Origin of the sequence: Pseudomonas sp. 7P_10.2_Bac1, from assembly GCF_025465935.1 — a bacterium.
GTDB lineage: Bacteria > Pseudomonadota > Gammaproteobacteria > Pseudomonadales > Pseudomonadaceae > Aquipseudomonas.
On record NZ_JANLNV010000017.1, the window covers coordinates 35239 to 59720 of the forward strand.

Sequence of the window (24482 nt, forward strand, 5' to 3'; positions counted from 1 at the left end):
CCACTACGCAAAACCTGCGCTCGGCCAGCAGGGTTTAATGGGGCCTCTAACATCAAGATCACAAGCCAGATCACAAGCCGTTCAATCTGCTGTCGGAGCTGTCGGAGCTGTCGGAGCTGTCGGAGGCGGCGATCTTTTGATCTCTAAAAAGCTCGCAGCTTTCGTGCATCGCCAGTTCCTGCACGTGATGCGTAAGCCCTCCAGAGAGGCGTTGATATGGGTGAGCGAAAGCAGGCTTATTCTTTATCCGTACCGTAGTTCATGATCGACAGCAAACGAATCGGGACTTGCACCAGTTGTTCCGGACCGTGGGGGATGTCGCCTTCGAAGGTGAGGCTGTCTCCCGCCTGCATGCGATACAGCTGGTTGCCGTGGCGGTAAATCAATTCGCCTTCCAGCAAGTGCAGAAACTCGGTGCCTGGATGGGCGAAGGTCGGGAACTCTTCGCTGGCGTCGTCCATGCTCACCATATATGCCTCAAAACTCTTTTTGGGGCCGCGGGTGTGGTTGAGCAAGTGGTAGGTGTGGCCTTTCTCGGTACCCCGGCGCACCACTTCCATGCCCTGGTCGGCCTTGACCAGCAGCGCGCTACCGTCTTGCTGGTCGTATTCGCTAAACAGCTTGGACATCGGCAAACCGAGCACGTCGCACAGGCGGCTCAAGGTGTCGAGGCTGGTCGAGACCTGGGCATTTTCAATTTTGCTCAACATGCCTTGGCTGATGTCGGCAATTTTGGCCACGTCGGACAACTTCAAATCCTGAGCCTGACGTTGGCGCTTAATCTGCATGCCCAGGTACTGCTCAAGCTTGAGCCGCGGGGCGGGTTCGGTTGGCATCGTCATTTAATCCTGCACACTTTCCGTTCAGTAATATTAGTTTCGCACTGAGAAAGTGCAAAAAGACGGGCTACAGGCTAACGGATCATTGCCCGTATTCCCACTGGGAAAAGAATTTTCCCATATATACAGCACAAAAACGCAGTTGCGGGCGTTTTGACGCAGTGCTGACAACTCTGGCAAGGGCTTTGCATTCCTATTGGGAAACTTACTTTCTTTTTAGGAATAAAAAAGACGGTTAAGGCCAACCCACACTGTTTTGCCTTTCGCCAGGAGTGACGAGCAATGTTGCCAGCAGAAACCCAGCGCATCATCGATAAGCACGGGATCAAGTACGTGCTTGCGCAGTTTGTCGATATTCACGGTGCGGCAAAAACCAAGTCGGTGCCGATTTGTGGCCTCAAGACCGTCGCCGAGGAGGGCGCGGGTTTCGCAGGCTTTGCCATTTGCGGCATGGGCATGGAACCCCACGGGGCAGATTTTATGGCTCGTGGCGATTTGTCGACCCTGACCCCGGTGCCCTGGCAGCCAGGTTACGGGCGAGTGGTGTGCGTGGGGCATGTTGACGGCAAGCCGCACCCTTACGACAGCCGTTATGTGTTGCAGCAACAGGTGCAACGCCTGGCGCAGAAGGGTTGGACCCTCAATACCGGCCTAGAGCCGGAGTTCAACCTCATGCGTCGCGATGAGCACGGTGTGCTGCAACTGGTCGACCCCAGCGATAACCTCGACAAGCCGTGCTACGACTACAAAGGCCTGTCGCGCTCCCGGGTGTTTCTGGAGCGGCTGACTGAAGCGTTGCAAGCGGTGGACTTCGAGGTCTATCAAATCGACCACGAAGACGCCAATGGTCAGTTCGAGATCAATTACACCTACAGCGATGCGCTGACCTCGGCAGATCGTTTTACATTTTTCCGCATGGCGGCCGGTGAGATCGCCAATGACCTGGGCATGATCTGCTCATTCATGCCCAAGCCAGACCCGAAGCGGGCGGGCAACGGCATGCACTTTCACCTGTCGATCAGCAGCGCCGAAAATAAAAACCTGTTCCATGACGCCAGCGACCCCAGCGGCATGGGCTTGTCGAAAATGGCCTATCACTTTGCTGCCGGTTTGCTCGCCCATGGCCCGGCCTTGTGTGCCTTTGCCGCGCCAACCGTCAACTCTTACAAGCGCCTGGTGGTGGGGCAGTCATTGTCCGGCGCCACTTGGGCCCCGGCCTTTATCGCCTTCGGCGCCAACAACCGTTCGGCCATGGTCCGCGTGCCGTACGGGCGCCTGGAGTTCCGCCTGCCGGATGCCGGCTGCAATCCGTACCTGGTGAGTGCCGCCATCATCGCCGCCGGGTTGGACGGTATCGACCGCCAACTGGAAATCGACTACGTCTGCAACGAAAACCTCTACAACCTGGGCCTCGAAGAAATAGCCGCGCGGGGCATCAAGACTTTGCCGCAATCGCTCAAGGAAGCCTGTGACGCACTGCAAGCCGACCCGCTGTTCGCCGAGGTGCTCGGCCCGCAAATCGTTGGCGAGTTCATCAAGCTCAAGCGCATGGAATGGGTTGAGTACAGCCGCCACGTCTCCGACTGGGAAATCCAGCGCTACACAGAATTTTTCTGAGCTGCTCGTTGCAAGCTTCAAGCTGCAAGTCAGAGCAGTTTGAAGGTGTACCTATCTACGCGGCTGCTTTGAGCTTGCAGCTTGAAGCTTGCCGCGCCCGAACAAAGTGAGGACTGCTCTTATGTGTGGAATCGTAGGTCTGTATTTAAAAAAACCGCAGTTGGAAGCCCAGCTCGGCACGCTGTTTGAACCCATGTTGCAGGCCATGACTGATCGCGGCCCGGACAGTGCCGGCTTTGCCATCTATGGCGATGAAGTGGCGGCAGGCTGGGTCAAATTAACGTTGCAGGCAACCACCGAAAGTTTTAACTGGAACAGCCTGATGAACGCGCTGGAAGGCCGTTTGGGTTGCTCGTTGAACTGGTTTCAAAACGCCAGCGCCGCAGTGCTTAAGGTCAGCGCCGATGAGGCCTCGGTACGTGCGGCACTGGCTGAGCTGGCGCCGACCGTTCGCATCATGAGTGCCGGGCAGAGCATCGAAATTCTTAAAGGCATGGGCTTGCCCGAAGACATTTCACGGCGCTTCGGCCTGGCTGGCATGCAGGGCAGCCACATCATCGGCCACACGCGCATGGCCACTGAAAGTGCGGTGACCATGGAAGGTAGCCACCCGTTTTCCACCGGCGCCGACCTGTGCCTGGTGCACAACGGCTCGTTGTCCAACCACTTCCGTCTGCGCCAGGAACTCAAGCGCGAAGGCATTCATTTCGAAACTGAAAATGACACCGAAGTCGCGGCCGGTTACCTGACCTGGCGCCTGCAGCAGGGCGATTCGCTCAAAGAGGCACTGGACCACGCGCTGGAAGACCTGGACGGTTTCTACACCTTCGCCATCGGTACCCGTAACGGTTTTGCAGTGATCCGTGACCCGATTGCCTGCAAACCGGCAATTTTGGCCGAAACCGAAGATTACGTCGCCATGGCTTCCGAATATCAGGCTTTGTCGAGCCTGCCGGGCATTGAAAACGCCCGGATCTGGGAGCCGGCACCGGCCACCTTGTACGTCTGGGAACGCGAGTCAGCTTAAGGAGCGCACACATGAGAACTATCGATCTTTCTACCGCCAGCGTGCGCGAACTCAACCAGGCACTGCACGACCAGGCACACAATGCTAGCGACACCGAGTGGCGAGTGACTCACTCCAACGGCAAACACAACCTCGCGGTGGGGGTGAATCAGCCCGTTTCCATCGATATCGAAGGCCACGCCGGTTACTACTGCGCGGGCATGAACCAGCAGGCGACGATAACGGTGCATGGCAACGTGGGCGTGGGCTGCGCCGAAAACATGATGTCGGGCGTGGTGCGGGTCAAAGGCAGCGCCTCGCAGGCGGCCGGAGCCACTGCCCATGGCGGCCTGCTGGTGATTGAAGGCGATGCCGGCGCGCGGTGCGGGATCTCCATGAAAGGCATCGACATTGTGGTCGGCGGCAGCATTGGCCACATGAGCTGCTTCATGGGCCAGGCCGGGCGTCTGGTGGTGTGTGGCGATGCCGGTGATGCGCTGGGCGACTCGTTGTACGAAACCCATATCTATGTGCGCGGCAGCGTCGAATCGCTCGGTTCCGATTGCGTTGAAAAGGAAATGCGCGACGAGCACCTGCAAGAACTTCAGACATTGCTGGACCTCGCCGGTTTTGCGCACAACGCCGCTGAGTTCAAGCGTTATGGCTCGGCCCGTCAGTTGTACAACTTCAAAGTCGATAACGCGTCGGCGTACTGATCCGCGCGAGGAGAACCCCATGAGCGATTCCAATAACCCTACGCCAACCACGCCGGTACTGCGCGAATCGGCCACCTTCGACCGCCTGACAATTCAGGAAATCCAGCGCGCAGCCGAAACCGGTATCTACGACATTCGCGGCGGTGGCACCAAGCGCAAACTGCCGCATTTTGATGACTTGCTGCTGCTTGGCGCCAGCGTCTCGCGCTACCCGCTTGAAGGCTACCGCGAGAAGTGCGGCACTGATGTGATCCTCGGTAACCGCTTTGCGAAAAAGCCGATTCACTTGAAAATCCCGGTGACCATCGCCGGTATGAGCTTCGGTGCCTTGTCGGCCAATGCCAAGGAGGCCTTGGGCCGTGGCGCGACCATCGCCGGGACCAGCACCACCACCGGTGACGGCGGCATGACGCCCGAAGAGCGCGGTCAGTCGCAGCACCTGGTGTACCAGTACTTGCCGTCACGCTACGGCATGAACCCGGACGATTTGCGCAAGGCCGACGCGATTGAAATCGTCCTCGGGCAGGGCGCCAAACCGGGCGGTGGCGGCATGCTGCTGGGGATGAAAGTGACCGAGCGGGTGGCCGGCATGCGCACCTTGCCGATTGGCGTTGACCAGCGCAGTGCTTGCCGTCACCCGGACTGGACGGGCCCGGATGACCTGGCGATCAAAATTGCCGAACTGCGGGAAATCACCGATTGGGAAAAACCCATCTACGTGAAAATCGGTGCGAGCCGTCCGTACTACGACGTCAAACTGGCGGTCAAGGCCGGGGCTGACGTGATCGTGCTTGACGGTATGCAAGGCGGTACGGCGGCCACTCAGGAAGTGTTTATCGAGCACGTCGGCATCCCGATTTTGTCAGCCATCCCGCAAGCCGTTCAGGCGCTGCAAGAGATGGGCATGCACCGCAAAGTGCAGTTGATTGTTTCGGGCGGGATTCGTAACGGCGCCGACGTGGCCAAGGCCATGGCGCTGGGTGCAGATGCCGTGGCCATCGGCACGGCCGCCTTGATTGCGCTGGGTGACAACCATCCGCGGCTGGACGCAGAACTGAAAAAAATCGGTTCGGCAGCGGGTTATTACGACGATTGGCAGAACGGCCGCGACCCGGCCGGGATCACCACCCAGGACCCAGAGTTATCCCAGCGTCTGGACCCGGTTGAGGGCGGTCGTCGCTTGGCCAACTACCTGCGGGTGATGGTGCTGGAGGCGCAGACCATGGCCCGTGCGTGCGGCAAATCGCATTTGCACAACCTTGACCCTGAAGACCTGGTCGCCCTGACCGTTGAATCAGCCGCCATGGCCCGCGTGCCGCTGGCTGGCACTAGTTGGGTACCGGGCTCCGGCTACTGATAGACCCCAACCCGTAGGAGCGAGCTTGTCTCGCGTTTTTTTGATCTTTTAAAAGATCGCGAGACAAGCTCGCTCCTACAATTTCGAACGTTCTTTTGCAGGAGCTTTGAACATGGTCAATCGCCCTCTCGGCAAATCACTACTGATGGTGTGCACTGGCATGCTGTTGGCACCGCTGGCGCACGCCGCCGACGCGCCTGTCTTGAATACCGGCAGCACCGCCTGGATGGTCACGGCTGCAGTTCTGGTGTTGTTCATGTGCTTGCCCGGCCTGGCGCTGTTTTACGGCGGTCTGGTACGCGCCAAGAACATGCTTTCACTGTTCACCCAGTGTTTCGGGATCGCTGGGGTAGTGGGCGTTCTATGGGTGATTTATGGCTACAGCATGGTGGTGGACACCACGGGCATGGTGGAGGGACAGGTGACCTTCAACAGTTTTGTTGGCGGCCTTGGGCAAGCCTTTTTGAAAGGCATTAACGCTGACAGCCTGGTTGGCGACATTCCGGAAGGGGTGTACGTGACCTTCCAGATGACCTTCGCCATCATCACCCCGGCGTTGATCGCCGGTGCCTTTGCCGAGCGCATGAAGTTCTCGGCGGCATTGGTCTTCATGGCCGCGTGGTTCACCGTAGTGTATGCCCCGGTGGCGCATATGGTCTGGGGCGGGCCGGGTGCATTGATGCATAACTGGGGCGTGCTGGACTTTGCTGGTGGCACCGCCGTGCACATCAATGCTGGCGTTGCCGCCTTGGCCGCCTGCCTGATTCTGGGCAAGCGCAAGGGCTACCAGAACACCCCGATGCCAGCGCATAACCTGAGCCTAACCATGGCTGGCGCGGCGATGCTGTGGGTTGGCTGGTTTGGCTTCAATATCGGCTCGGGCGGCGAACTCAACGGTTTGTCCGGAATGGTCATGCTCAACACGCAATTGGGCGCCTGTGCGGGCATCCTTGGCTGGATGTTCACCGAATGGTTGAAGGTTGGCAAACCGAGTGCTCAAGGCCTGGCCTGTGGCGCGTTGGCCGGACTGGTAGGCATCACCCCGGCGTGTGCTTTTGTTGGCGTTGGTGGTGCGTTGGCCATTGGATTGTTGTGTGGCGTGTTCTGCTACCTGAGCGTCACCGTGCTCAAGCGTCGGATCGGCTATGACGACAGCCTGGACGTGTTCGGCCTGCATGGCATTGGCGGCATGATTGGTGCGGTACTGACCGGAGTGTTCTGTGTACCGTCGTTGGGCGGTCTGGTGGAAGACGTGAGCATGGGCCCGCAAGTCCTGGCGCAGATTAAGGGCGTGCTGCTGACCACGGTGTATTGCTTTGCGGTCAGTTGGGTGATTCTTAAAATCATCGATAGGGTGATGGGCTTACGTGCCGATGAAGCCGTGGAAGAACTGGGGCTGGACCTGGCTGAGCATAACGAGCGAGCTTATAACCAGTGAAGTTAATAACGCGCTGCTACAGAGGTTTGGTGAGAGCTGCGCGGTGATTCAGGTGATAAACAGCCCTCCAAGGAGGGCTGTTTTTTTGTGATGGATATCGGTGGTTTGTTTTCCAAGAACCTGTAGTTGCTGCTGAAGACTGTGATCTGGCGTGAGGCGTTTTTATTGGATCGGTGTATAAATCCAATAGATGCTCAACGCCGATCTACGGGGTTCGCCCTACGGCGTGGCACTTATGTCAAACAGCCACAAAAGTACCCATGGGTCTGCCCACAGCGCACGGTCTTCGCGGCTCTCCCGAAGGGGCGGACAGATCAAAAGCCAAAGCAACAGCAACAACCAAATCAAAAGATCGCAGCCTGCGGCAGCAGGCCGTGTGGCTTTTGATCTGGCTCTTGATCTGGTTTGTGATCTTGATGTTAGAGGCCCCATTAAACCCTGCTGGCCGAGCGCAGGTTTTGTGTAGTGGGTAACCCGGCAGGACGCCGGGTTAGCCGCGACACGGCCAGGGATGGCCGATCGCTGCGGGCCCACGCCGTAAGGGCGTAACCCTAAGTGGCCGTTACGCCTCGAATGGATATGTACTCAATCATTCTTTCATTGCCGCCGGCGTACATATCCATTTGATCTGTTATGCCGATCTACGGGTTTCGCCCTTACGGCGAGGCACTTTTGTCAAACAGCCACAAAAGTACCCAAAAAGGCCTCGCCCACGCGTACGGCCTTCGCTGCGCTCAGGTTCCCTCACTCCGGCCCCGCTCCGTGGGCACGCCGCCACGGGCCATCCATGGCCCATCGCGGCTCTCCCGGCATCCATGCCGGGACACCCACTGCGCAGAACCTCCACTCGGCCTCCCGAAGGGGCGGACAGATCAAAAGCCAAAGCAACAGCAACAGCAACAGCCAGATCAACAGATCAACAGATCAACACATCGCAGCCTACGGCAGCTTGGCAGCAGGCCGTGGGGCTTGTGATCTGGCTTGTGATTTTGATGTTAAAGGCCCCATTAAACCCTGCTGGCCGAGCGCAGGTTTTGCGTAGTGGGTAACCCGGCAGGACGCCGGGTTAGCCGCGACACGGCCATGGATGGCCGATCGCGGCGGGCCCACGGAGCAAGGCCTGTGGCGAGGGTATGCCGAGCCACAGCGAGGCACCGAGGGGTAGGGGCGAAAGCGTTTGACCACTTTGCGCTTTTCAAAGTGGCACGCCGTAAGGGCGTAACCCTAAGTGGCCATTACCCATCGAATGGATATGTACCCAAAATTCAGTCGTTATCCCGGTGTACATATCCAATGGATGCGCAACCGGCGATCTAAAGGTTCTAGCAACACAAAAGATCGCGAGCAGTTGACTCCTACAGGGAAGAATTCAGCGGCGGTGTCCGTGGCGGAATCTGGCGTTTGCTGCCCAACGATTCAAATGCCGAGGCAAAACTCAGCAACGCCGAATCGTCGTAAGCGCGCCCGGCAAAGGTCAGCCCCACCGGCATGCCGATGTCTGCCATCACGCCCATTGGCACGGTGACGGTCGGCACGCCCAAATGGCGTATCGCCAGGTTGCCGTTGGCCACCCATACCCCGTTGCTCCAGGCGATATCAGCCGAAACCGGGTTCACATCGGCATCCGCCGGGCCGACATCGGCAACCGTCGGGAACAGCACGGCATCCAGGCCCAGGCGATCCATCCACTCCTCAAGGTCGACGCGACGAGTCTCCTCCAGCCCGCGCAAGCCGTCCGGCAAGGTTGCAATCTGATCCCACGGGGTAATCCCGCGCTGCGCCATGCGCACATATTCATCCATGCCGGCCGCCAGTTCGTCTTCGCGGTTGGGCAGGGTGCCCGGGTCGTGCGGGAAGATCAGCGGGCCATCAACGTCGGCCAAGCGGTTGAGCTTTGGATCGCCGTTGGCCCGCAGGAAGTCATCAAATGCCCAGCCCGACAGTTCCCACAGTTCGTCGTGCATGAATTCCTTGGATACGAGCCCTCGGGTAAACACGGTTGGCGCGCCCGGGCGGTCGCCCTCGCAGTTGGACACCAGCGGGAAGTCGACCTCGATCACTTCGGCGCCCTTGGCCTCGAGGGCCTGGCGCGCGGCTTGCCACAGGTCGATGACCGAGGCGCGGGTGATGATGCGCTGCCCGGTCGGGCCGCCGATACCCGGTTTTTCTGCGGTGCCGGCCTCGGGGTCGGCGTTGATGAACATGCGCGGCACGCCAAAGCGCTTGCCAGCCAGGGATTCAGCGCTGGCGGCCAAATCCAGGTAGGACGCCGGGCGCACGGATTCAACACTCGGCAGCGCTACCCAAGGCTGCAGGCGCCACAGGTCGCCGCGGGTATCGGGGTCTTCGGCGACCACCACATCAAGCACTTGCAGCAGGTCGGCCATGGTTCTGGCGTAGGGTACAACCACGTCCATGGTTGGGGTCAGCGGCCAGTTGCCGCGCACCGAAATCACCCCGCGTGACGGTGTGTAGGCACACAAGCCGTTGTTTGACGCCGGACCACGCCCGCTGGACCAGGTTTCTTCCGCCAGGCCAAATGCCGAAAAACTCGCTGCCGTGGCGGTACCCGCACCGTTCGAAGAGCCAGACGCGAAGGGCGCGGTGAGATAGTCGGGGTTGTACGGGCTTTCGGCGCGGCCATAGACGCCGCGCTGCATGCCGCCGTTGGCCATGGGCGGCATATTGGTCTTGCCCAGGCAAATGGCCCCGGCACCGCGCAGGCGCTCAATCGTAAACGCATCGCGGTAAGCGATCAGGTCCTTGAAGGCCGGGCTGCCGGACGCGGCCGTGAGGCCCTTGACCAGGTAGCTGTCTTTGGCGGTGTAAGGAATACCGTCCAGCGGCCCGAGGGTTTCACCCTTGGCGCGACGGGCATCCGAGGCTTCGGCTTCCTTGAGGGCATCAGGGTTGCGCACCACCAGGGCGTTGAGCGCAGTCGGGGTTTGCGGGCCGTCATAGGCCTCGATGCGTGCAAGGTACGCCTTGACCAGCTCAACCGCCGTAGTCTGGCCCGACTCGAGCGCTTCACGCAGTTGGGCAATGGAAACTTCAGTAACTTCGATCATGCACTCACCGCCGAAGGTAAAGGGTGGATGTGGACTGTGCGCAGCTTAGCGAAACCAATATTGTTTATCGATATTTATCCGTAATTAGTGAGTTCAAAACCACGCCACGTGGATCACTTGCAAAAGAGCTGATTGGCCAGCGTGGTCATAATCTCCGCTTAATTTCAGCACGCTCTGATAGCACGGGTCGGCCAATTGTAACCGTCATTTATAACGATTAGACTCGCGCCCCATGAAACGCTACCTGCGGCTATGCCTCATTTTTGTCCTGAGCCTCGCGCTTCCCTTGAGCGGGATGGCGGGTGTCCAGGCGCCGGCAGAGCCGTGCCCGATGCAAGCCTTGGGCATGAAAGTGATGCAAGAGATGGGCATGGACTGTTGTGCCGATAGCAAGGCCCCGTCTGAACATGGTAAGTCGTGCAAACCCGGTCAGGAGTGCAAGGCCGGAACGATGTTGCAAGTCTCGGTCATCAAGCCCGCAATTTCCCTGCGTAATCCGGTAACGCCAGCGCTTTTCAGCGATGCCGTGCCTTCCACCACCCCGTCCGGGGTTTGGCGCCCGCCACGCGTTTGATTCCTGTCCCTCTTTGAGTCGTGTTCCGCATTAACGGGACGCAGAGTTGTGCGCTGATTTTTTGCAGCGTGCACGGGATTTTCCAAGGAATTTAAAACATGAAACCCATGTGCTTTTGCACAGGTCTGCGCGTTGGCGTCGGCCTGCTTGCAAGTGTGCTGGCGTGGCCGAGTTTCGCGGGTGGGTTGACCCTCGACGAAGCGCTGCGCCTGGCCGAAAACACCGCGCCTGCGTTGGCTGCGCAAAATGCCGGCGTGCAGGCGGCCAGCAATGCGGCAGTCCCTGCGGGCGAATTACCCGATCCGAAATTGCTGCTCGGCGTGCAGAACTTCCCGGTAGGTGGCCCGGATCGCGGCAGCCTTGACCGCGATTTCATGACCATGCAAATGGTCGGGATCCGCCAGGAAATGCCCAACAGTGAAAAGCGCAAGGCGCGCATCGAAGTGGCCGATGCCGCCGTGGATACCGCTATTGCCGAGCGCCGGGTAGCGCTTCTGAATGTGCGTCAGGCCACCGCGCTGGCGTGGATAGGCAGTTATTCGGTCGAGCAAAAAGACGCACTGTTTCAGGACTTCTATAAAGACAACCGTCTGTTTGCAGAGGCCGTGCGTGCAGCAATTGCAGGCGGTCGCGGGCAGCCGGCCGATGCCGTCAGCCCCAAGCAGGAAGCCGCGTTGTTGGCCGAACAGCAAGATGAGTTGACGCAGCAACGTGCCCAGGCACGGGCCGCACTCAAGCGCTGGATTGGCCCGGCAGGCAATGACACGCCCTTGGGGCGCATGCCCGAATGGCCCGTTGATAGCTCGATGGCCACCCATAACGTGCAACACCATCCACAACTGGCGGCGTACGTGCCCATGACTCGCGAGGCCCAGGCCAAGCTGCATGAGGCGCAGGCCGCGAAGCATCCGGACTGGAGTTGGGAGCTCGATTATCAACACCGTGACCCGCAATTTGGCGACATGGTCAGTGTGCAGTTCTCATGGGATTTACCGATATTTCCCGGCACTCGGCAAAATCCTGTGATTGCCGCTCGGCAAGCCGAGCTTGACCAACTGGATGCGGAGCGCGAGGACATGACCCGCGAGCATACCCGGCAGTTGGAAGATGACCTGGCTGATTACCAGCGCCTTAGCCGCGCCGTGCAGCGTAGCCAGGAGACTCTGGTGCCCTTGGCCCAGCAAAAGGTCGATCTGAGCTTGGCCAGCTACCGCGCCGGCAAAGGTGATTTGAACATGCTGGTGACGGCCCGCCGTGAATTGATCCAGGCCCGCCTCAAGCAGGTGGACGTTGAAGAACAGCGCGCAATGGTCAATGCGCGTCTGTATTTCGCCTACGGGGAGGGTGCGAAATGAGCGTTAATCTGATGAAAGCGTTTGTGCTGGTGGGAGCTTCTGTGGCCTTGGGGGCCGGAGCAGGCTGGTGGGCCGGGCAAGCACCGGACGGCCGCATGGCGCAGCCCCAGGCGGCAAGCGAGCCGAAGGCGCTGTACTGGTACGACCCGATGTACCCGCAGCAAAAGTTCGATAAGCCGGGCAAGTCGCCTTTTATGGACATGCAATTGGTACCCCAGTACGCCGAGGATCAAGCTGACGAGGCAGCGATCAAGGTTGATCCGGCGCAGACCCAGAATCTGGGTGTGCGGCTGGCGACGGTCAGCCGCGGCATGCTGGCGACCCGCGTTGATGCGTCCGGGGTACTGGGGTTCAACGAGCGCGATGTGGCGGTCATTCAGGCGCGAACCCCGGGTTTTGTCGAGCGTGTCTACGACCTGGCGCCGGGTGATGTGCTCAAGGCCAACGCCGCGGTGGCGGATGTGCTGGTGCCGGAGTGGGCGGCGGCTCAGGAGGAATTCCTGGCGCTCAAGCGTATTGGTGATGCAGGGCTGCTGGCAGCGGCGCGTCAGCGTTTGCGCCTCACGGGCATGCCACCTGCGCTGATCGCACAAGTTGAGCGCAGTGGCAAGGTGCAGGCCACGCTGACCATCACCAGCCCGGTGGGTGGGGTATTGCAAGAGTTGAACGTGCGCCAGGGCATGACACTCGCGCTGGGTGAAACCCTGGCGCGGGTCAATGGCCTGGACAGCGTGTGGCTGGCCGTGGCGGTGCCCGAGGCGCAAGCCGGTGCGGTGGTGGTCGGGCAAACCGTTGAAGCGCGTTTGCCAGCGTTTCCAGGTGAGGTGCTCAAGGGCGTGGTCAGCGCGATTCTGCCGCAAACCAGCGCGGACAGCCGCACCCTGCAGGTGCGTGTCGAGCTGGCCAATCCTGATGCGCGACTGCGCCCGGGCTTGACGGCACAGGTCAGTCTTGAGCGTGGTGTTCCCCACAGTGTGCTGTGGGTACCCAGCGAGGCGGTGATCCGCACCGGGCACCGGGCTTTGGTCATGCAGGCGGGTGAGGGTGGGCACTATCGAGCCGTTGAAGTGCGCACCGGGCCGGAAAACGACGGGCAGACCGCGATCCTGCAAGGGCTGGAAGAGGGCCAGCAGGTGGTGAGTTCAGGCCAGTTCCTGCTTGATTCCGAGGCCAGCCTCAAGGGTCTGGACGCCATACCGCTGGAGAGTCAGCCATGATCGCCGCGCTGATTCGCTGGTCTGTCGGCAACCGTTTTCTGGTATTGCTGGCCACGCTGTTTATCACCGCGTGGGGCATCTGGTCGGTGCAAAGCACGCCGATTGATGCGTTGCCGGATTTGTCCGATGTGCAGGTGATTATCCGCACGCCTTACCCAGGGCAGGCCCCGCAGATTGTTGAAAACCAGGTCACCTACCCATTGACCACCACCATGCTGTCAGTGCCCGGCGCCAAAGCCGTGCGCGGGTACTCGTTTTTCGGTGACAGCTATGTGTATGTATTGTTTGAAGATGGCACCGACCTGTACTGGGCGCGCTCGCGGGTGCTGGAGTACCTGAGCCAGATCCAGGGTCGCTTGCCGGCCAGCGCCAAACCGGCGCTGGGGCCGGATGCTACGGGCGTGGGCTGGGTTTATCAGTACTCACTGGTGGACCGCAGTGGCAAGCACGATCTCTCGCAATTGCGTGCCCTGCAGGACTGGTTTCTCAAGTTTGAGCTCAAAACCCTGCCCAACGTGGCAGAAGTGGCCACCATCGGCGGGATGGTCAAGCAGTACCAGGTGCAGCTTGACCCCGTGAAAATGGCCGCACTGGGCATCACCCAAAGCCAGGTCACTGACGCCATTGGCAAGGCCAATCAGGAAACTGGCGGCGCGGTGCTGGAAATGGCCGAGAGCGAGTTCATGGTGCGAGCCTCGGGCTACCTGAAGACGCTGGATGACTTTCGCGCCATCCCGCTCAAATTAGCTGCCGGGGCGGTGCCGGTCACTCTCGGCGAGGTGGCGAACATCCAGTTGGGGCCGGAGTTGCGTCGTGGCATTTCCGAGCTTGATGGTCAAGGCGAAGCCGTGGGCGGCGTGGTGATTTTGCGCAGCGGCAAGAACGCCCGCGAGACCATTGCGGCGGTCAAGCAAAAGCTCGATGAGTTGAAAGCCAGCCTGCCGGCGGGTGTCGAAATCGTCACCACCTACGACCGAAGCCAATTGATTGACCGGGCAGTCGACAACCTCAGCCATAAACTGTTGGAAGAGTTCATCGTTGTGGCGCTGGTCTGCGGGATCTTCCTGTGGCATTTGCGCTCATCGCTGGTGGCGATCATCTCGTTACCGGTGGGGGTGTTGATGGCCTTTATTGTGATGCGCTATCAGGGCATCAACGCCAACATCATGTCTTTGGGCGGCATTGCGATTGCCATCGGTGCCATGGTTGACGCCGCTGTGGTGATGATTGAAAACGCCCATAAAAAGATCGAGGCCTGGCACCACGCCCACCCTGGTGAAGCGCTCAAGGGTGCCCAGCATTGGCAAGTGATCACCCAGGCCGCCACGGAAGTCGGACCCGCGCTGTTCTTTTGTCTGTTGATCATCACCTTGTCGTTTATCCCGGTGTTCACCCTGGAAGCCCAAGAAGGGCGCCTGTTCGGTCCACTGGCGTTTACCAAAACCTGGTCGATGGCCGCCGCTGCCGGACTGTCGGTGACGCTGGTGCCAGTGTTGATGGGTTATTGGATTCGCGGGCCTATCCCCGATGAAAAACGAAACCCGCTCAACCGTGGGTTGATCAGGCTGTACCAACCGGCACTGGACGCGGTGTTGCGTCGCCCCAAAACCACACTTGCGGTGGCCCTGCTGGTCTTCGTCAGTGCCTTGTGGCCCATGTCACGGTTGGGCGGGGAGTTTCTGCCGCCGCTGGATGAAGGGGATTTGCTGTACATGCCTTCGGCATTGCCCGGGTTGTCGGCGCAAAAGGCCGCGCAACTGCTGCAACTCACCGACCGCCTGATCAAGAGCGTGCCGGAGGTTGCCCATGTGTCGGGTAAGGCCGGGCGTGCTGAAAGCGCTACCGACCCGGCCCCGCTTGAAATGTTTGAAACCACCATCGAGTTCAAGCCTCGCGATCAATGGCGCCCGGGCATGACTCCGAAAAAGCTGGTGGAGGAACTGGACCGCGTGGTGCGGGTGCCAGGGCTGACCAACCTGTGGGTGCCGCCGATTCGCAACCGCCTGGACATGCTGGCCACCGGGATCAAGAGCCCGATCGGGGTGAAGGTCAATGGCGGCGATCTGGCTGCAATCGACAACGTGGCCCAGGCTATTGAACGCGTGGCCAAGACCGTGCCCGGTGTCAGTTCTGCGCTGGCTGAGCGGCTCACGGGCGGACGTTACATCGACGTCGATATCGACCGCGCGGCAGCGGGCCGTTATGGGCTCAACATTGCCGATGTGCAGGCGATTGTGGCCGGCGCCATTGGCGGTGATAACGTCGGTGAAACCATTGAAGGGCGAGCGCGCTTTCCGATCAATGTGCGTTACCCGCGGGCCTGGCGGGACTCGCTGAGTGCCCTGCAACAGTTGCCGATCTACACCCCGCAAGGGAGTCAGATCACCCTCGGCACGGTAGCCACCGTGCGCATCAGCGAGGGACCGCCGATGCTCAAAAGTGAAAACGCGCGGCCGTCCGGCTGGGTGTATATCGACGTGCGTGACCGCGATTTGGCTTCAGTGGTGAGAGATTTACGCCAGGCCATCAGCGAGCAGGTGCACTTGCAGCCGGGCATGAGCGTGAGTTATTCGGGGCAGTTTGAATACCTCGAGCGGGCCAATGCGCGGCTCAAGTTGGTTGTGCCTGCCACCTTGCTGATCATCTTTGTGCTGTTGTTCTTGACGTTTAGCCGCTTCGATGAGGCCTTGCTGATCATGGCGACCCTGCCGTTTGCCCTGAGTGGCGGCGTCTGGTTCCTGTACCTCTTGGGTTTCAACTTGTCCGTAGCCACCGGCGTGGGTTTTATCGCCTTGGCCGGGGTCTCGGCCGAGTTTGGCGTGATCATGCTGCTGTACCTGAAAAACGCCTGGGCCGAGCGCCAGCAGGCGGGCGAGGGCAGTGAGCAAGGGCTGGTGGCGGCCATTCGCGAAGGCGCCGTGCAACGTGTGCGGCCCAAGGCGATGACCGTAGCGGTGATCATTGCCGGCTTGTTGCCGATCCTGCTCGGCGGCGGCACCGGCAGTGAAATCATGAGCCGCATTGCAGCCCCCATGGTCGGCGGCATGCTCACCGCACCATTGTTGTCCCTGTTTGTTATCCCGGCTGCGTATCGGGTGATGCGCCGTCGTCGTTTACCTGTTGAAAACCAACCTTCTCAAGGAAACCCCCAATGAAATTCCCTCTCGTAGTCGTAGCCAGCCTTGTTGCCGCGTTCAGTGTTGCGGCCCATGCAGAAGACATGTCGGGCATGTCAATGGACGGCATGCAGGCTCAGCAGCAAGCGCCGGTTGCCAGTGCCGAAGGCGTGATCAAGGCGATTGATTCGGCCAGGCACACCGTGACCCTGGCTCACGGCCCGGTCCCGGCTTTGCAATGGCCCTCCATGACCATGGGCTTTGCCGTGACCGACCAGCAGATGGCTGGGTTGTCGGTGGGTGACAAGGTTGCGTTCAGCTTCCGTATGGAAGGCAGCAAGGCGACGATTGTCTCGATCAAGAAATAACCGGATGCCTGTAGGGGCGAGCTCGTCTTGCGATCTTTCAAGATCAAAAGATCGCGAGACAAGCTCGCTCCTACAGGGCCATGAGTTACGAATCAAATTCGGGCGGAATGAGCAGTCATCCCGTTGAGCGAACTTCGCGTACTGGCTGAATAAAACACTCCACGTGTAGGAGCGAGCTTGTCTCGCGATCTTTCAAGATCAAGAGATCGCGAGGCAAGCTCGCTCCTACAGGGGGTATATTCTGCGGGCCGATTCACAAGGATGTTGTTTAGGTGCAATGGTTTAAGCGTTTCAATCAGGCGTGTGAACGCTTTGGAAAGCGGATCCCGACCTGGCTTTTTGGCCTGGTCGCCGCAGGCTTTTTTATCGCATGGCTGTTCATGCTGTTTACCCCGATACCCTTCAACCCCGTGCTGCTGATGACCCCCGCGGTGGTTATCACGATGGGCGTGCTGAATAGACTCTACCCTTCAAAGGAACGATGAAATGGTTACGTGTTATCTGCGCTATGTGATCGACCCTTACAAACTGGCGGAGTTTGAAGCCTACGGGCGCGTCTGGATCCCGCTGGTCGAGAAGTTCGGCGGCACCCATCACGGCTATTTCCTGCCCTCGGAAGGGGCCAACAACATTGCCTTGGCGATGTTTACCTTTCCAAGCCTGGCCGCCTACGAAGATTACCGTGAACGCTCCAAAACCGATGCCGAATGCATCGCCGCTTTCAAGCTGGCCGGAGATAACCGCTGCATCCTGAGCTACGAGCGAAGCTTCTTCCGACCCGTGTTCAAATAAGCGCTGGCTGATGCCGGTGGGTGCCGCGAGGCATCCGCCGCTATGCGGTGCTTGACAGCCATCGCGTGCAGGGAAATACTCGTCACCAATATTCATATATATGACTAGATAACAAGGTGAATAAGGTCGATGAATGCTCTATCCAGTGATGCTCGCCTGCCGCAGTACCAGCGCTTGCGCGATCATTTAGCAGAACAAATCGCCAAGAACCGTTGGCGCCCCGGGGAGGCGATCCCTACCGAGGCCGCGCTGTCTACGCTGTACAACCTGTCCACTGGCACCGTGCGCAAAGCTATTGATGCGCTGGTCAGCGAGGGCATTCTGGAGCGCCAGCAAGGTCGCGGTACGTTTATCCGTCGGCCTCAGTTCCAGTCGTCGCTGTTCCGTTTCTTCCGTTTCCAGACCGCTGCCGGTGAGCGCCAGGTACCAGAAAGCCGCATCTTGTCGGTAGAGCCGGTTACCGCGCCTTCGGCCGTGTCACAGGCTTTGGGCTTGCCTGCTGACGCGCAGGTCATTCGTATCATGCGTGTGCGTTTGCTGGATGAGCAGCCGGTGCTTGCCGAAGAAATCTGGTTGCCCCACGAACCTTTTGCACCATTGCTGCATATCGACCTGAGTGCGCAGGGGCCGTTGCTCTACCCGATCTACGAAGAGGTGTGTGCCCAGGTTGTCGCTTCTGCCGAAGAGACCCTGACCGCCGAATCGGTGAATGACGTGTACGCGCGTTTGCTGCAAGTGCCGGTCGCAAGCCCGGTAGTGGTGATCGAACGACTGGCCCGTGATTACGCCGGGAAGCCGCTGGAATGGCGTCGCTCACGCGGGCATGCCGAGCACTTCCGCTACAGCGTGGATATCCGGTGACCCCAACCCTCGGCTAGCTGCCTGCTGACCGGGGGTTCTTTGTTTTTAGCTTTTTGACTGGCCTCACGGCGGCACGGTCCGCATTCGGCCGCCTTGCGTTTGACTTATAAGGATAAAAATCATGTTCAGTTGGTATCGTCAGATCACTTCACGGGAACGCAAAACGTTCTGGGCCTGCTTCGGCGGATGGTCGCTCGACGCACTGGAAGTACAAATGTTCGGCCTTGCGATTCCGGCGCTGATTGCCGCCTTCGCATTGACCAAGGGCGATGCTGGCTTGATCAGCGGTGTGACCCTGGTAACGTCGGCGCTCGGTGGCTGGCTGGGCGGCACATTGTCCGACCGCTATGGCCGAGTGCGCACGCTGCAATGGATGATTCTGTGGTTCTCGTTCTTCACCTTTGTGTCGGCCTTTGTCACCGACTTCAACCAGTTGCTGATCGTCAAGGCACTGCAAGGTTTTGGCATCGGTGGCGAATGGGCGGCCGGTGCGGTTCTGATGGCCGAAACCATCAACCCCAACTATCGCGGCAAGGTCATGGGCACAGTGCAAAGCGCCTGGGCTGTGGGGTGGGGGCTGGCGGTCGGGGTGTTTACCCTGGTCTATACGTTGGTGCCGCAGGACATCGCCTGGCGGGTGATGTTTCTGGTCGGCCTGCTGCCATCGTTCCTGATCATCTGGGTGCGCCGTAATGTCGAGGAACCGGACAGCTTCCAGCGCCTGCAGAAGGAAAACGTCATCCCGCAAAGCTTCTTCAAGTCGCTGTCGGGGATCTTCCGCCCTGAACTGTTGCGCGTGACCTTGTTAGGCGGGCTGCTGGGTCTGGGGGCGCACGGGGGGTATCACGCAGTGATGACCTGGTTGCCGACCTTTCTCAAAACCGAGCGCAACCTGTCGATATTGAGCTCGGGCGGTTACCTGGCGGTGATTATTGTGGCCTTCTGGTGCGGGTGCGTGGTCAGTGGTTTTTTGATCGATCGCATCGGGCGTCGCAAAAATATCATCCTGTTTGCCCTGTGCTGCGTGGTCACCGTGCAGTGTTATGTATTCCTGCCGCTGACTAACACGCAAATGCTGTTCCTGGGCTTTGCGCTGGGCTTTTTTGCGGCGGGTATTCCAGCGAGCCTTGGCGCGCTGTTCAACGAGCTGTACCCCGCGGACGTGCGCGGTGCAGGGGTCGGCTTTTGCTATAACTTCGGCCGCGTGCTGTCGGCGGTATTCCCCTTTTTGGTGGGGCACATGAGTGAGTCCATGTCCTTGGGCTCGGCCATTGGTATCGACGCCGGGATCGCCTATGGCGTGGCAGTCATTGCCGCGCTGTGCCTGCCGGAAACCCGTGGCCGCAACCTGGAAGCGCCTATTGAGTCGCCCACGACCAATGCTGGCGGCAACGAGACCGCTCGAGCCTGATGCCCATATTTTTTGATAGATGAACGCCATGCCTGATACCCGTACTACGCCGATTAGCGGCATCGATAGCCATGCACACGTGTTCAGTCGCGAACTGAGCCTGACGGCCGCGCGGCGCTATACCCCGAACTACGACGCAACGCTGGCGCAGTACCAAAGCCAGTTGCAGGCCCATGGCTTGAGCCACGGCGTGTTGGTGCAGCCAAGCTTTCTGGGAACGGACAACCGCTACCTGCTGGACGCGCTCAAACAAGCGCCGCAACAACTGCGCGGGGTAGTGGTGCTTGATCCGGCCACTGATCTTGCGCACATGCGTGACCTGGCCGGGCAGGGCGTGGTGGGGGCTCGTCTGAATCTGATGGGCTGTGCCTTGCCAGACTTTGGCGAGCCCGTCTGGAAAGCCTTTTTGGACAATAGTGCGGCGCTGGGCTGGCACATTGAGCTTCATCGCCAAGTGGCAGACATTCCGGGGTTGCTCCAGCAACTGAAGCCGTTCGGGGTCAGCGTGGTGATCGATCACTTCGGTCGCCCGGATGCGCGGCTGGGGCTTGATCAACCCGGCTTCAGGCAAATGCTTGAGCTGGGGCAGGGCGGGCAGGTGTGGATGAAAGTCTCGGGTATCTATCGACTGGCCGGAACGGCCTCGCAAAACCTCGATTTTGCCAGGGAGGCGCTGCTCCTGTTGCAGCAAAGCCTTGGTCCAGAGCGGTTGGTATGGGGCAGTGACTGGCCCCACACGCAGTTTGAAGAGCGTGTCGGCTATGCCACGGTGATTCAGCAGCTGGACGCACTGGGCTGCTCGGCGGCGGTCCGGCAGGCCCTGTTGGTGCAGGCGCCGCGGGAATTGTTCAGATTTGTTTAGCACCTGTTGATTTGTGTCAGTACCGTCTTTAAAAAAATCGTACAAAGTATCTTGTTACCTGCAGTAACACTGGAGTATTATCGCCCTGCGTTCACCTACCACGGTTTATGCATTTTTAAGCCCCAAGTTTCCATCAGCTACTTGGGCTTTTTTTTGCCTGAAATTTGGTGTGTACCGCAAAACTTGCTGAAGCGAGCTTGCTTCGCAATCTCTTAAACATCAAAAGATCGCGAGGCAAGCTCGCTCCTCCCGAGTGACGATCTTTTAATCGATCGCCCGCGAACTCCACTCGCCGTTCACCAATCGCTGCAAGCCCAGCGGGTTACTGTTTTGCAACGCTGCGGGAAGCAGGGCGTCGGGGTAGTTCTGGTAGCACACCGGCCGCAAGAAACGGTCAATCGCCAGCGAGCCTACCGAGGTCCCGCGAGCATCCGAGGTGGCCGGGTAAGGGCCGCCGTGAACCATGGCATCGCACACCTCGACGCCGGTTGGGTAACCGTTCACCAGAATACGCCCGACCTTTTGTTCAAGTATCGGCACCAGCCACTGATAGTGTTGCAGGTCACCCGGCTCGCCAATCAGTGTGGCGGTCAGTTGCCCGCGCAAGGCCAGCAAGGCAGCTTTTAGTTGCGCGTCATCGGCTACTTCGATGATCAAGGTCGTAGGGCCGAACACTTCTTCTTGCAGCAGCGGGTCTTTGTTCAGCAGCAGGCTGACATCGGCCTTGAACAGTTGTGGCTGCGCTTGCGTGCCGCGCTGGTCATGACCCGCCAGATGGCTGATGCCTGTGTGTTTGAGCAGTTGCTCCACGCCCTTGGCGTAGTTGCGCAGGCCGCCGGCATTGAGCAAGGTGTGCGGCGCCTGTTCGCTCATGTGTTGCCTGAGCTGTTGAACAAACCCGGTGAACTCTGGCGAGCTTACGCCGATGACCAAGCCCGGATTGGTGCAGAACTGGCCACCTCCTAAGGTCACAGAGGCGGCCAGGTCTTTGGCGATGCCGTCAGCACGTGCCGCCAGGGCCTCAGGCAGGAGGATGACCGGGTTGATGCTCGACATCTCGGCAAATACCGGTATCGGCTGCTCGCGTTCGGCGGCCATGTTGCTCAGCGCATTGCCACCGTGCAGCGATCCGGTAAAGCCCACAGCCTGGATGGCCGGGTGCTTGACCAGCGGTTCGCCGACGCCTGCGCCATAAATCATGTTGAACACGCCCTTGGGCATGCCGGTTTTTTCGGCGGCGCGGATAATCGCGCACGCCACCTGGTCGGCGGTTGCCATGTGCCCGCTGTGGGCTTTGAACACCACCGGGCAGCCTGCGGCAAAGGCCGCTGCGGTATCGCCACCCGCCGTCGAAAACGCCAGCGGAAAATTACTCGCGCCAAACACCGCAATCGGCCCGACGCCTATTCGGTATTGGCGCAGGTCCACACGGGGCAGCGGCTTGCGATCCGGTAGTGGCAAATCAATGCGCGCGCCTAAAAAGTCGCCGCGACGCAGGACTTTGGCGAACAGGCGCATCTGCCCGCTGGTGCGCCCGCGTTCGCCCTGTATACGAGCGGCCGGCAGGGCGGTTTCGCGACACACCAGAGCGACGAAATCATCACCCAGTTGGTCGATTTCATCAGCGACGGCATCGAGAAACTCGGCGCGGCGCTCGGGGCTGAGTTGGCGAAAGCTTGCAAAGGCTTCATCGGCGGCGCGGGCTGCGCGGTCGACTTCTTCGTTCGTGGCCTGATGAAAGCGAAAAGGCAATGCTTGGCCCGTGGTAGCGTCGAGGCTTTCAAGCAGCGTAGTCCCTGCGGCGCTGCGGGCGCCGGCAATAAAGTTGTGGCCTGTAACGGTCGACATATTTTCAGTCCTTACTTGGCATTGGTACGGCGCGATTCAACGCACCAGACACGGTTTTTTGTTATCGAATTTCCAGCCGGGAATCAGGTATTGCATGGCGATGCTGTCGTCCCGGGCGCCCAGCCCCATGCCTTTGTACAGCTCGTGGGCCTTGGCGACGGCGTCCATGTCGATATCCACGCCTAAGCCTGGGCGCGCCGGAACCTGGATCTCCCCGCCAATGATCTGCAGCGGGTTGCGGGTCAGGTGCTGGCCGTCCTGCCAGATCCAGTGGGTATCAATGGCGGTGATCTCGCCGGGCGCCGCGGCAGCCACCTGGGTGAACATGGCCAGGGAAATATCAAAGTGGTTGTTGGAGTGCGAGCCCCAGGTCAGGCCCCATTCGTGACACATCTGCGCGACCCGGACCGAGCCTTGCATGGTCCAGAAGTGCGGGTCCGCCAGCGGGATGTCGACCGATTGCAGCTGGATTGCATGGCCCATTTCGCGCCAGTCGGTGGCGATCATGTTGGTGGCGGTGGGCAGGCCGGTGGCACGGCGGAACTCGGCCATCACTTCGCGCCCGGAATAGCCGTTTTCGGCGCCGCACGGGTCTTCGGCATAGGCCAGCACTTTATGTTGGTCACGGCACAAGGCGATGGCTTGCTTGAGCGACCACGCACCATTGGGGTCCAGAGTGATGCGCGCGTTGGGGAAGCGCTCGGCCAAGGCCGTCACGGCTTCGATTTCTTCAGCGCCGCGCAGCACGCCGCCCTTGAGCTTGAAGTCGTTGAAGCCATATTGGGCCTGCGCGGCTTCAGCCAGCCGCACCACGGCCTCGGGGGTCATGGCCTGTTCATTGCGCAAGCGGTACCAGTCATCGCCGTCTACTTCGCTGCGGTATCCCAGATCGGTTTGCTGGCGCTCGCCAATGTAAAACAGGTAGCCGAGCATCTTTACCGCATCCCGTTGCTGGCCTTCGCCGAGCAAGGCCGCCACTGGCACTTCAAGAAACTGGCCGAGCAGATCGAGCAGGGCAGATTCCATGACCGTCACGGCGTGAATGGTGATGCGCAGATCAAAGGTTTGCAGGCCCCGGCCACCGGCGTCACGGGCAGCAAAGGTGCTGCGCAGGGTGTTCAGCACGCGCTGATAGTTGCCGATGGATTGGCCGACCACCAGGCTGCGGGCGTCCTCCAGGGTTTCACGAATGCGTTCACCGCCCGGTACTTCACCCACGCCGACATTGCCGCTGCTGTCCTTGAGGATCACGATGTTGCGGGTAAAGAAAGGTCCGTGGGCACCGCTGAGATTAAGCAGCATGCTGTCGTGGCCTGCCACTGGGATGACCTGGAGGCTGGTGACCACGGGCGTTTTACTGGCGTGATGGGAGTGTTCGGCAGTCATGGCATGTTCCTTATTAGAATTAGAGTCAGGGCTGAGCGAATCAAGTTGACAGACATCATATGACTTGATTTTTGACCTCGCAATGCCTCAAGTAAACGATTCAGTTATAAAAAGCCCTGAAAATGAGCGTTTATTTATGCGGCCCCCAGTTTTATCGTCAGCTTCAGCACATCGCGACACGCATAATTTTAAAAAATAACGCCTAGTCATCGTATGTGTTGCGACAAGGCCATCAGTCAATGAATCCGCTGTACCCGCGTGCTATCGTGAGCGACTTTTTCTGAGGGGATATTCAATGCGAATGCTGATTGGCGCTCTGGGCGTGGCTTTGCTGGCTGGCTGTGTATCACCGGCGATGAATGAGGCCCGCAATCAGGAGCCTACTCGGGTCCTGAGCTCTGACAAGGAAACTGCGAAAGTGGCCGAGTGCATCAAATACACCTGGCAGGACGAAGGTGCCTTCGGGGTGGACGCCAGTGCCTATATCGACAACGACAAATCCGGTCGTTTGACGGTGTACACCCGTGGCGCCGAGTCGTTTGTCGATCTGCGGCCGCAGGGCACCGGCACCGCCTTGAGTTATTACGCCAAGCAGCCAAACGACAGCGCGGCACTGCGCCGTTTGGCCATGGTTGCCACGTGTCTGTAAGG

The 24482-nt window shown here is 59.7% G+C and carries 19 protein-coding genes and 1 pseudogene; 16 read left to right on the forward strand and 4 right to left on the reverse strand.

The genetic code is table 11. From position 1 onward, the window contains the following. Positions 1-236: 236 nt before the first annotated feature. Positions 237-842 (reverse strand): helix-turn-helix domain-containing protein, encoded by a 606-nt coding sequence (locus NTD86_RS03715; protein WP_262200813.1) that lies wholly within the window; start codon positions 840-842, stop codon positions 237-239. A 279-nt stretch (positions 843-1121) separates the two neighbouring features. Between NTD86_RS03715 and glnT the strand changes: the two genes are divergently transcribed. The 5 genes from glnT to NTD86_RS03740 all read left to right on the forward strand — a co-directional run bounded on the left by glnT (position 1122) and on the right by NTD86_RS03740 (position 6973). Beyond that, a complete protein-coding gene (gene glnT / locus NTD86_RS03720; protein ID WP_262200814.1) occupies positions 1122-2456 on the forward strand; it encodes a type III glutamate--ammonia ligase in 1335 nt (444 codons plus the stop codon). Positions 2457-2577: 121 nt separating this feature from the next. Beyond that, positions 2578-3483 carry a class II glutamine amidotransferase gene (locus tag NTD86_RS03725; protein ID WP_262200815.1) on the forward strand — a complete coding sequence of 302 codons (906 nt, stop codon included), beginning with the start codon at positions 2578-2580 and terminating at the stop codon, positions 3481-3483. 11 nt (positions 3484-3494) lie between these two features. Further along, a complete protein-coding gene (locus tag NTD86_RS03730; RefSeq protein WP_262200816.1) occupies positions 3495-4178 on the forward strand; it encodes a protein glxC in 684 nt (227 codons plus the stop codon). Between the two features lie 19 nt (positions 4179-4197). After that, a complete protein-coding gene (locus NTD86_RS03735) occupies positions 4198-5535 on the forward strand; it encodes an FMN-binding glutamate synthase family protein (RefSeq protein WP_262200817.1) in 1338 nt (445 codons plus the stop codon). Between the two features lie 112 nt (positions 5536-5647). Further along, a complete protein-coding gene (locus NTD86_RS03740) occupies positions 5648-6973 on the forward strand; it encodes an ammonium transporter (protein WP_262200818.1) in 1326 nt (441 codons plus the stop codon). Positions 6974-8328: 1355 nt separating this feature from the next. Here NTD86_RS03740 and NTD86_RS03745 read toward each other — a convergent pair. Then, positions 8329-10041: an amidase gene (locus tag NTD86_RS03745; RefSeq protein WP_262200819.1), complete on the reverse strand. Its 1713-nt coding sequence runs from the start codon at positions 10039-10041 to the stop codon at positions 8329-8331. A 232-nt stretch (positions 10042-10273) separates the two neighbouring features. Here NTD86_RS03745 and NTD86_RS03750 point away from each other — a divergent pair, with 232 nt between their 5' ends. The 10 genes and pseudogenes from NTD86_RS03750 to NTD86_RS03795 all read left to right on the forward strand — a co-directional run bounded on the left by NTD86_RS03750 (position 10274) and on the right by NTD86_RS03795 (position 20597). After that, positions 10274-10615, forward strand: coding sequence for a hypothetical protein (locus NTD86_RS03750; protein WP_262200820.1), 342 nt, complete (start codon positions 10274-10276; stop codon positions 10613-10615). 98 nt (positions 10616-10713) lie between these two features. After that, positions 10714-11970 carry a TolC family protein gene (locus NTD86_RS03755; protein ID WP_262200821.1) on the forward strand — a complete coding sequence of 419 codons (1257 nt, stop codon included), beginning with the start codon at positions 10714-10716 and terminating at the stop codon, positions 11968-11970. Further along, positions 11967-13184 (forward strand): annotated as a pseudogene (locus NTD86_RS03760) (efflux RND transporter periplasmic adaptor subunit); the annotation flags it as partial. The gene NTD86_RS03755 and the pseudogene NTD86_RS03760, both read left to right, overlap by 4 nt. After that, positions 13184-16342, forward strand: coding sequence for an efflux RND transporter permease subunit (locus NTD86_RS03765; protein ID WP_262200824.1), 3159 nt, complete (start codon positions 13184-13186; stop codon positions 16340-16342). The pseudogene NTD86_RS03760 and the gene NTD86_RS03765, both read left to right, overlap by 1 nt. Beyond that, positions 16339-16671 carry a copper-binding protein gene (locus tag NTD86_RS03770; protein WP_262200825.1) on the forward strand — a complete coding sequence of 111 codons (333 nt, stop codon included), beginning with the start codon at positions 16339-16341 and terminating at the stop codon, positions 16669-16671. Before NTD86_RS03765 ends, NTD86_RS03770 begins: the two co-directional genes overlap by 4 nt. A 272-nt stretch (positions 16672-16943) precedes the next feature. After that, a complete protein-coding gene (locus tag NTD86_RS03775; protein WP_262200826.1) occupies positions 16944-17156 on the forward strand; it encodes a hypothetical protein in 213 nt (70 codons plus the stop codon). Position 17157: 1 nt separating this feature from the next. Continuing rightward, entirely contained in the window at positions 17158-17463 is a 306-nt protein-coding gene (locus NTD86_RS03780; RefSeq protein WP_262200827.1) for an NIPSNAP family protein, read from the forward strand. Between the two features lie 129 nt (positions 17464-17592). Further along, on the forward strand, positions 17593-18324 hold the full coding sequence (locus NTD86_RS03785) for a GntR family transcriptional regulator (protein WP_262200828.1): 732 nt from the start codon (positions 17593-17595) through the stop codon (positions 18322-18324). Positions 18325-18445: 121 nt separating this feature from the next. Beyond that, entirely contained in the window at positions 18446-19735 is a 1290-nt protein-coding gene (locus tag NTD86_RS03790; protein ID WP_262200829.1) for an MFS transporter, read from the forward strand. 28 nt (positions 19736-19763) lie between these two features. Continuing rightward, positions 19764-20597, forward strand: a complete 834-nt coding sequence (locus NTD86_RS03795; RefSeq protein ID WP_262200830.1) for an amidohydrolase family protein — start codon at positions 19764-19766, stop codon at positions 20595-20597. Positions 20598-20861: 264 nt separating this feature from the next. On the opposite strand, the gene NTD86_RS03800 is transcribed toward NTD86_RS03795, so the two are convergent. Both NTD86_RS03800 and gudD read right to left on the reverse strand, forming a co-directional pair. Next, positions 20862-22445 carry an aldehyde dehydrogenase (NADP(+)) gene (locus NTD86_RS03800; RefSeq protein WP_262200831.1) on the reverse strand — a complete coding sequence of 528 codons (1584 nt, stop codon included), beginning with the start codon at positions 22443-22445 and terminating at the stop codon, positions 20862-20864. Positions 22446-22481: 36 nt separating this feature from the next. After that, positions 22482-23831, reverse strand: coding sequence for a glucarate dehydratase (gudD, locus tag NTD86_RS03805; RefSeq protein WP_262200832.1), 1350 nt, complete (start codon positions 23829-23831; stop codon positions 22482-22484). Between the two features lie 295 nt (positions 23832-24126). On the opposite strand from gudD, the gene NTD86_RS03810 reads away from it, so the two are divergent. Then, positions 24127-24480 (forward strand): hypothetical protein, encoded by a 354-nt coding sequence (locus NTD86_RS03810; protein WP_262200833.1) that lies wholly within the window; start codon positions 24127-24129, stop codon positions 24478-24480. Positions 24481-24482 lie beyond the last annotated feature (2 nt).

Excerpts from the sequence above, each read along its gene's own strand:
- NTD86_RS03785 (WP_262200828.1), top strand. The coding sequence starts at position 17,593 with ATGAATGCTCTATCCAGTGATGCTCGCCTGCCGCAGTACCAGCGCTTG.
- NTD86_RS03770 (WP_262200825.1), top strand. The coding sequence starts at position 16,339 with ATGAAATTCCCTCTCGTAGTCGTAGCCAGCCTTGTTGCCGCGTTCAGT.
- NTD86_RS03715 (WP_262200813.1), bottom strand. The coding sequence starts at position 842 with ATGACGATGCCAACCGAACCCGCCCCGCGGCTCAAGCTTGAGCAGTAC.
- glnT (WP_262200814.1), top strand. The coding sequence starts at position 1,122 with ATGTTGCCAGCAGAAACCCAGCGCATCATCGATAAGCACGGGATCAAG.
- NTD86_RS03765 (WP_262200824.1), top strand. The coding sequence starts at position 13,184 with ATGATCGCCGCGCTGATTCGCTGGTCTGTCGGCAACCGTTTTCTGGTA.
- NTD86_RS03750 (WP_262200820.1), top strand. The coding sequence starts at position 10,274 with ATGAAACGCTACCTGCGGCTATGCCTCATTTTTGTCCTGAGCCTCGCG.
- NTD86_RS03790 (WP_262200829.1), top strand. The coding sequence starts at position 18,446 with ATGTTCAGTTGGTATCGTCAGATCACTTCACGGGAACGCAAAACGTTC.
- NTD86_RS03735 (WP_262200817.1), top strand. The coding sequence starts at position 4,198 with ATGAGCGATTCCAATAACCCTACGCCAACCACGCCGGTACTGCGCGAA.
- NTD86_RS03755 (WP_262200821.1), top strand. The coding sequence starts at position 10,714 with ATGAAACCCATGTGCTTTTGCACAGGTCTGCGCGTTGGCGTCGGCCTG.
- NTD86_RS03780 (WP_262200827.1), top strand. The coding sequence starts at position 17,158 with ATGGTTACGTGTTATCTGCGCTATGTGATCGACCCTTACAAACTGGCG.
- NTD86_RS03795 (WP_262200830.1), top strand. The coding sequence starts at position 19,764 with ATGCCTGATACCCGTACTACGCCGATTAGCGGCATCGATAGCCATGCA.
- NTD86_RS03740 (WP_262200818.1), top strand. The coding sequence starts at position 5,648 with ATGGTCAATCGCCCTCTCGGCAAATCACTACTGATGGTGTGCACTGGC.
- gudD (WP_262200832.1), bottom strand. The coding sequence starts at position 23,831 with ATGACTGCCGAACACTCCCATCACGCCAGTAAAACGCCCGTGGTCACC.
- NTD86_RS03810 (WP_262200833.1), top strand. The coding sequence starts at position 24,127 with ATGCGAATGCTGATTGGCGCTCTGGGCGTGGCTTTGCTGGCTGGCTGT.
- NTD86_RS03730 (WP_262200816.1), top strand. The coding sequence starts at position 3,495 with ATGAGAACTATCGATCTTTCTACCGCCAGCGTGCGCGAACTCAACCAG.
- NTD86_RS03745 (WP_262200819.1), bottom strand. The coding sequence starts at position 10,041 with ATGATCGAAGTTACTGAAGTTTCCATTGCCCAACTGCGTGAAGCGCTC.
- NTD86_RS03800 (WP_262200831.1), bottom strand. The coding sequence starts at position 22,445 with ATGTCGACCGTTACAGGCCACAACTTTATTGCCGGCGCCCGCAGCGCC.
- NTD86_RS03725 (WP_262200815.1), top strand. The coding sequence starts at position 2,578 with ATGTGTGGAATCGTAGGTCTGTATTTAAAAAAACCGCAGTTGGAAGCC.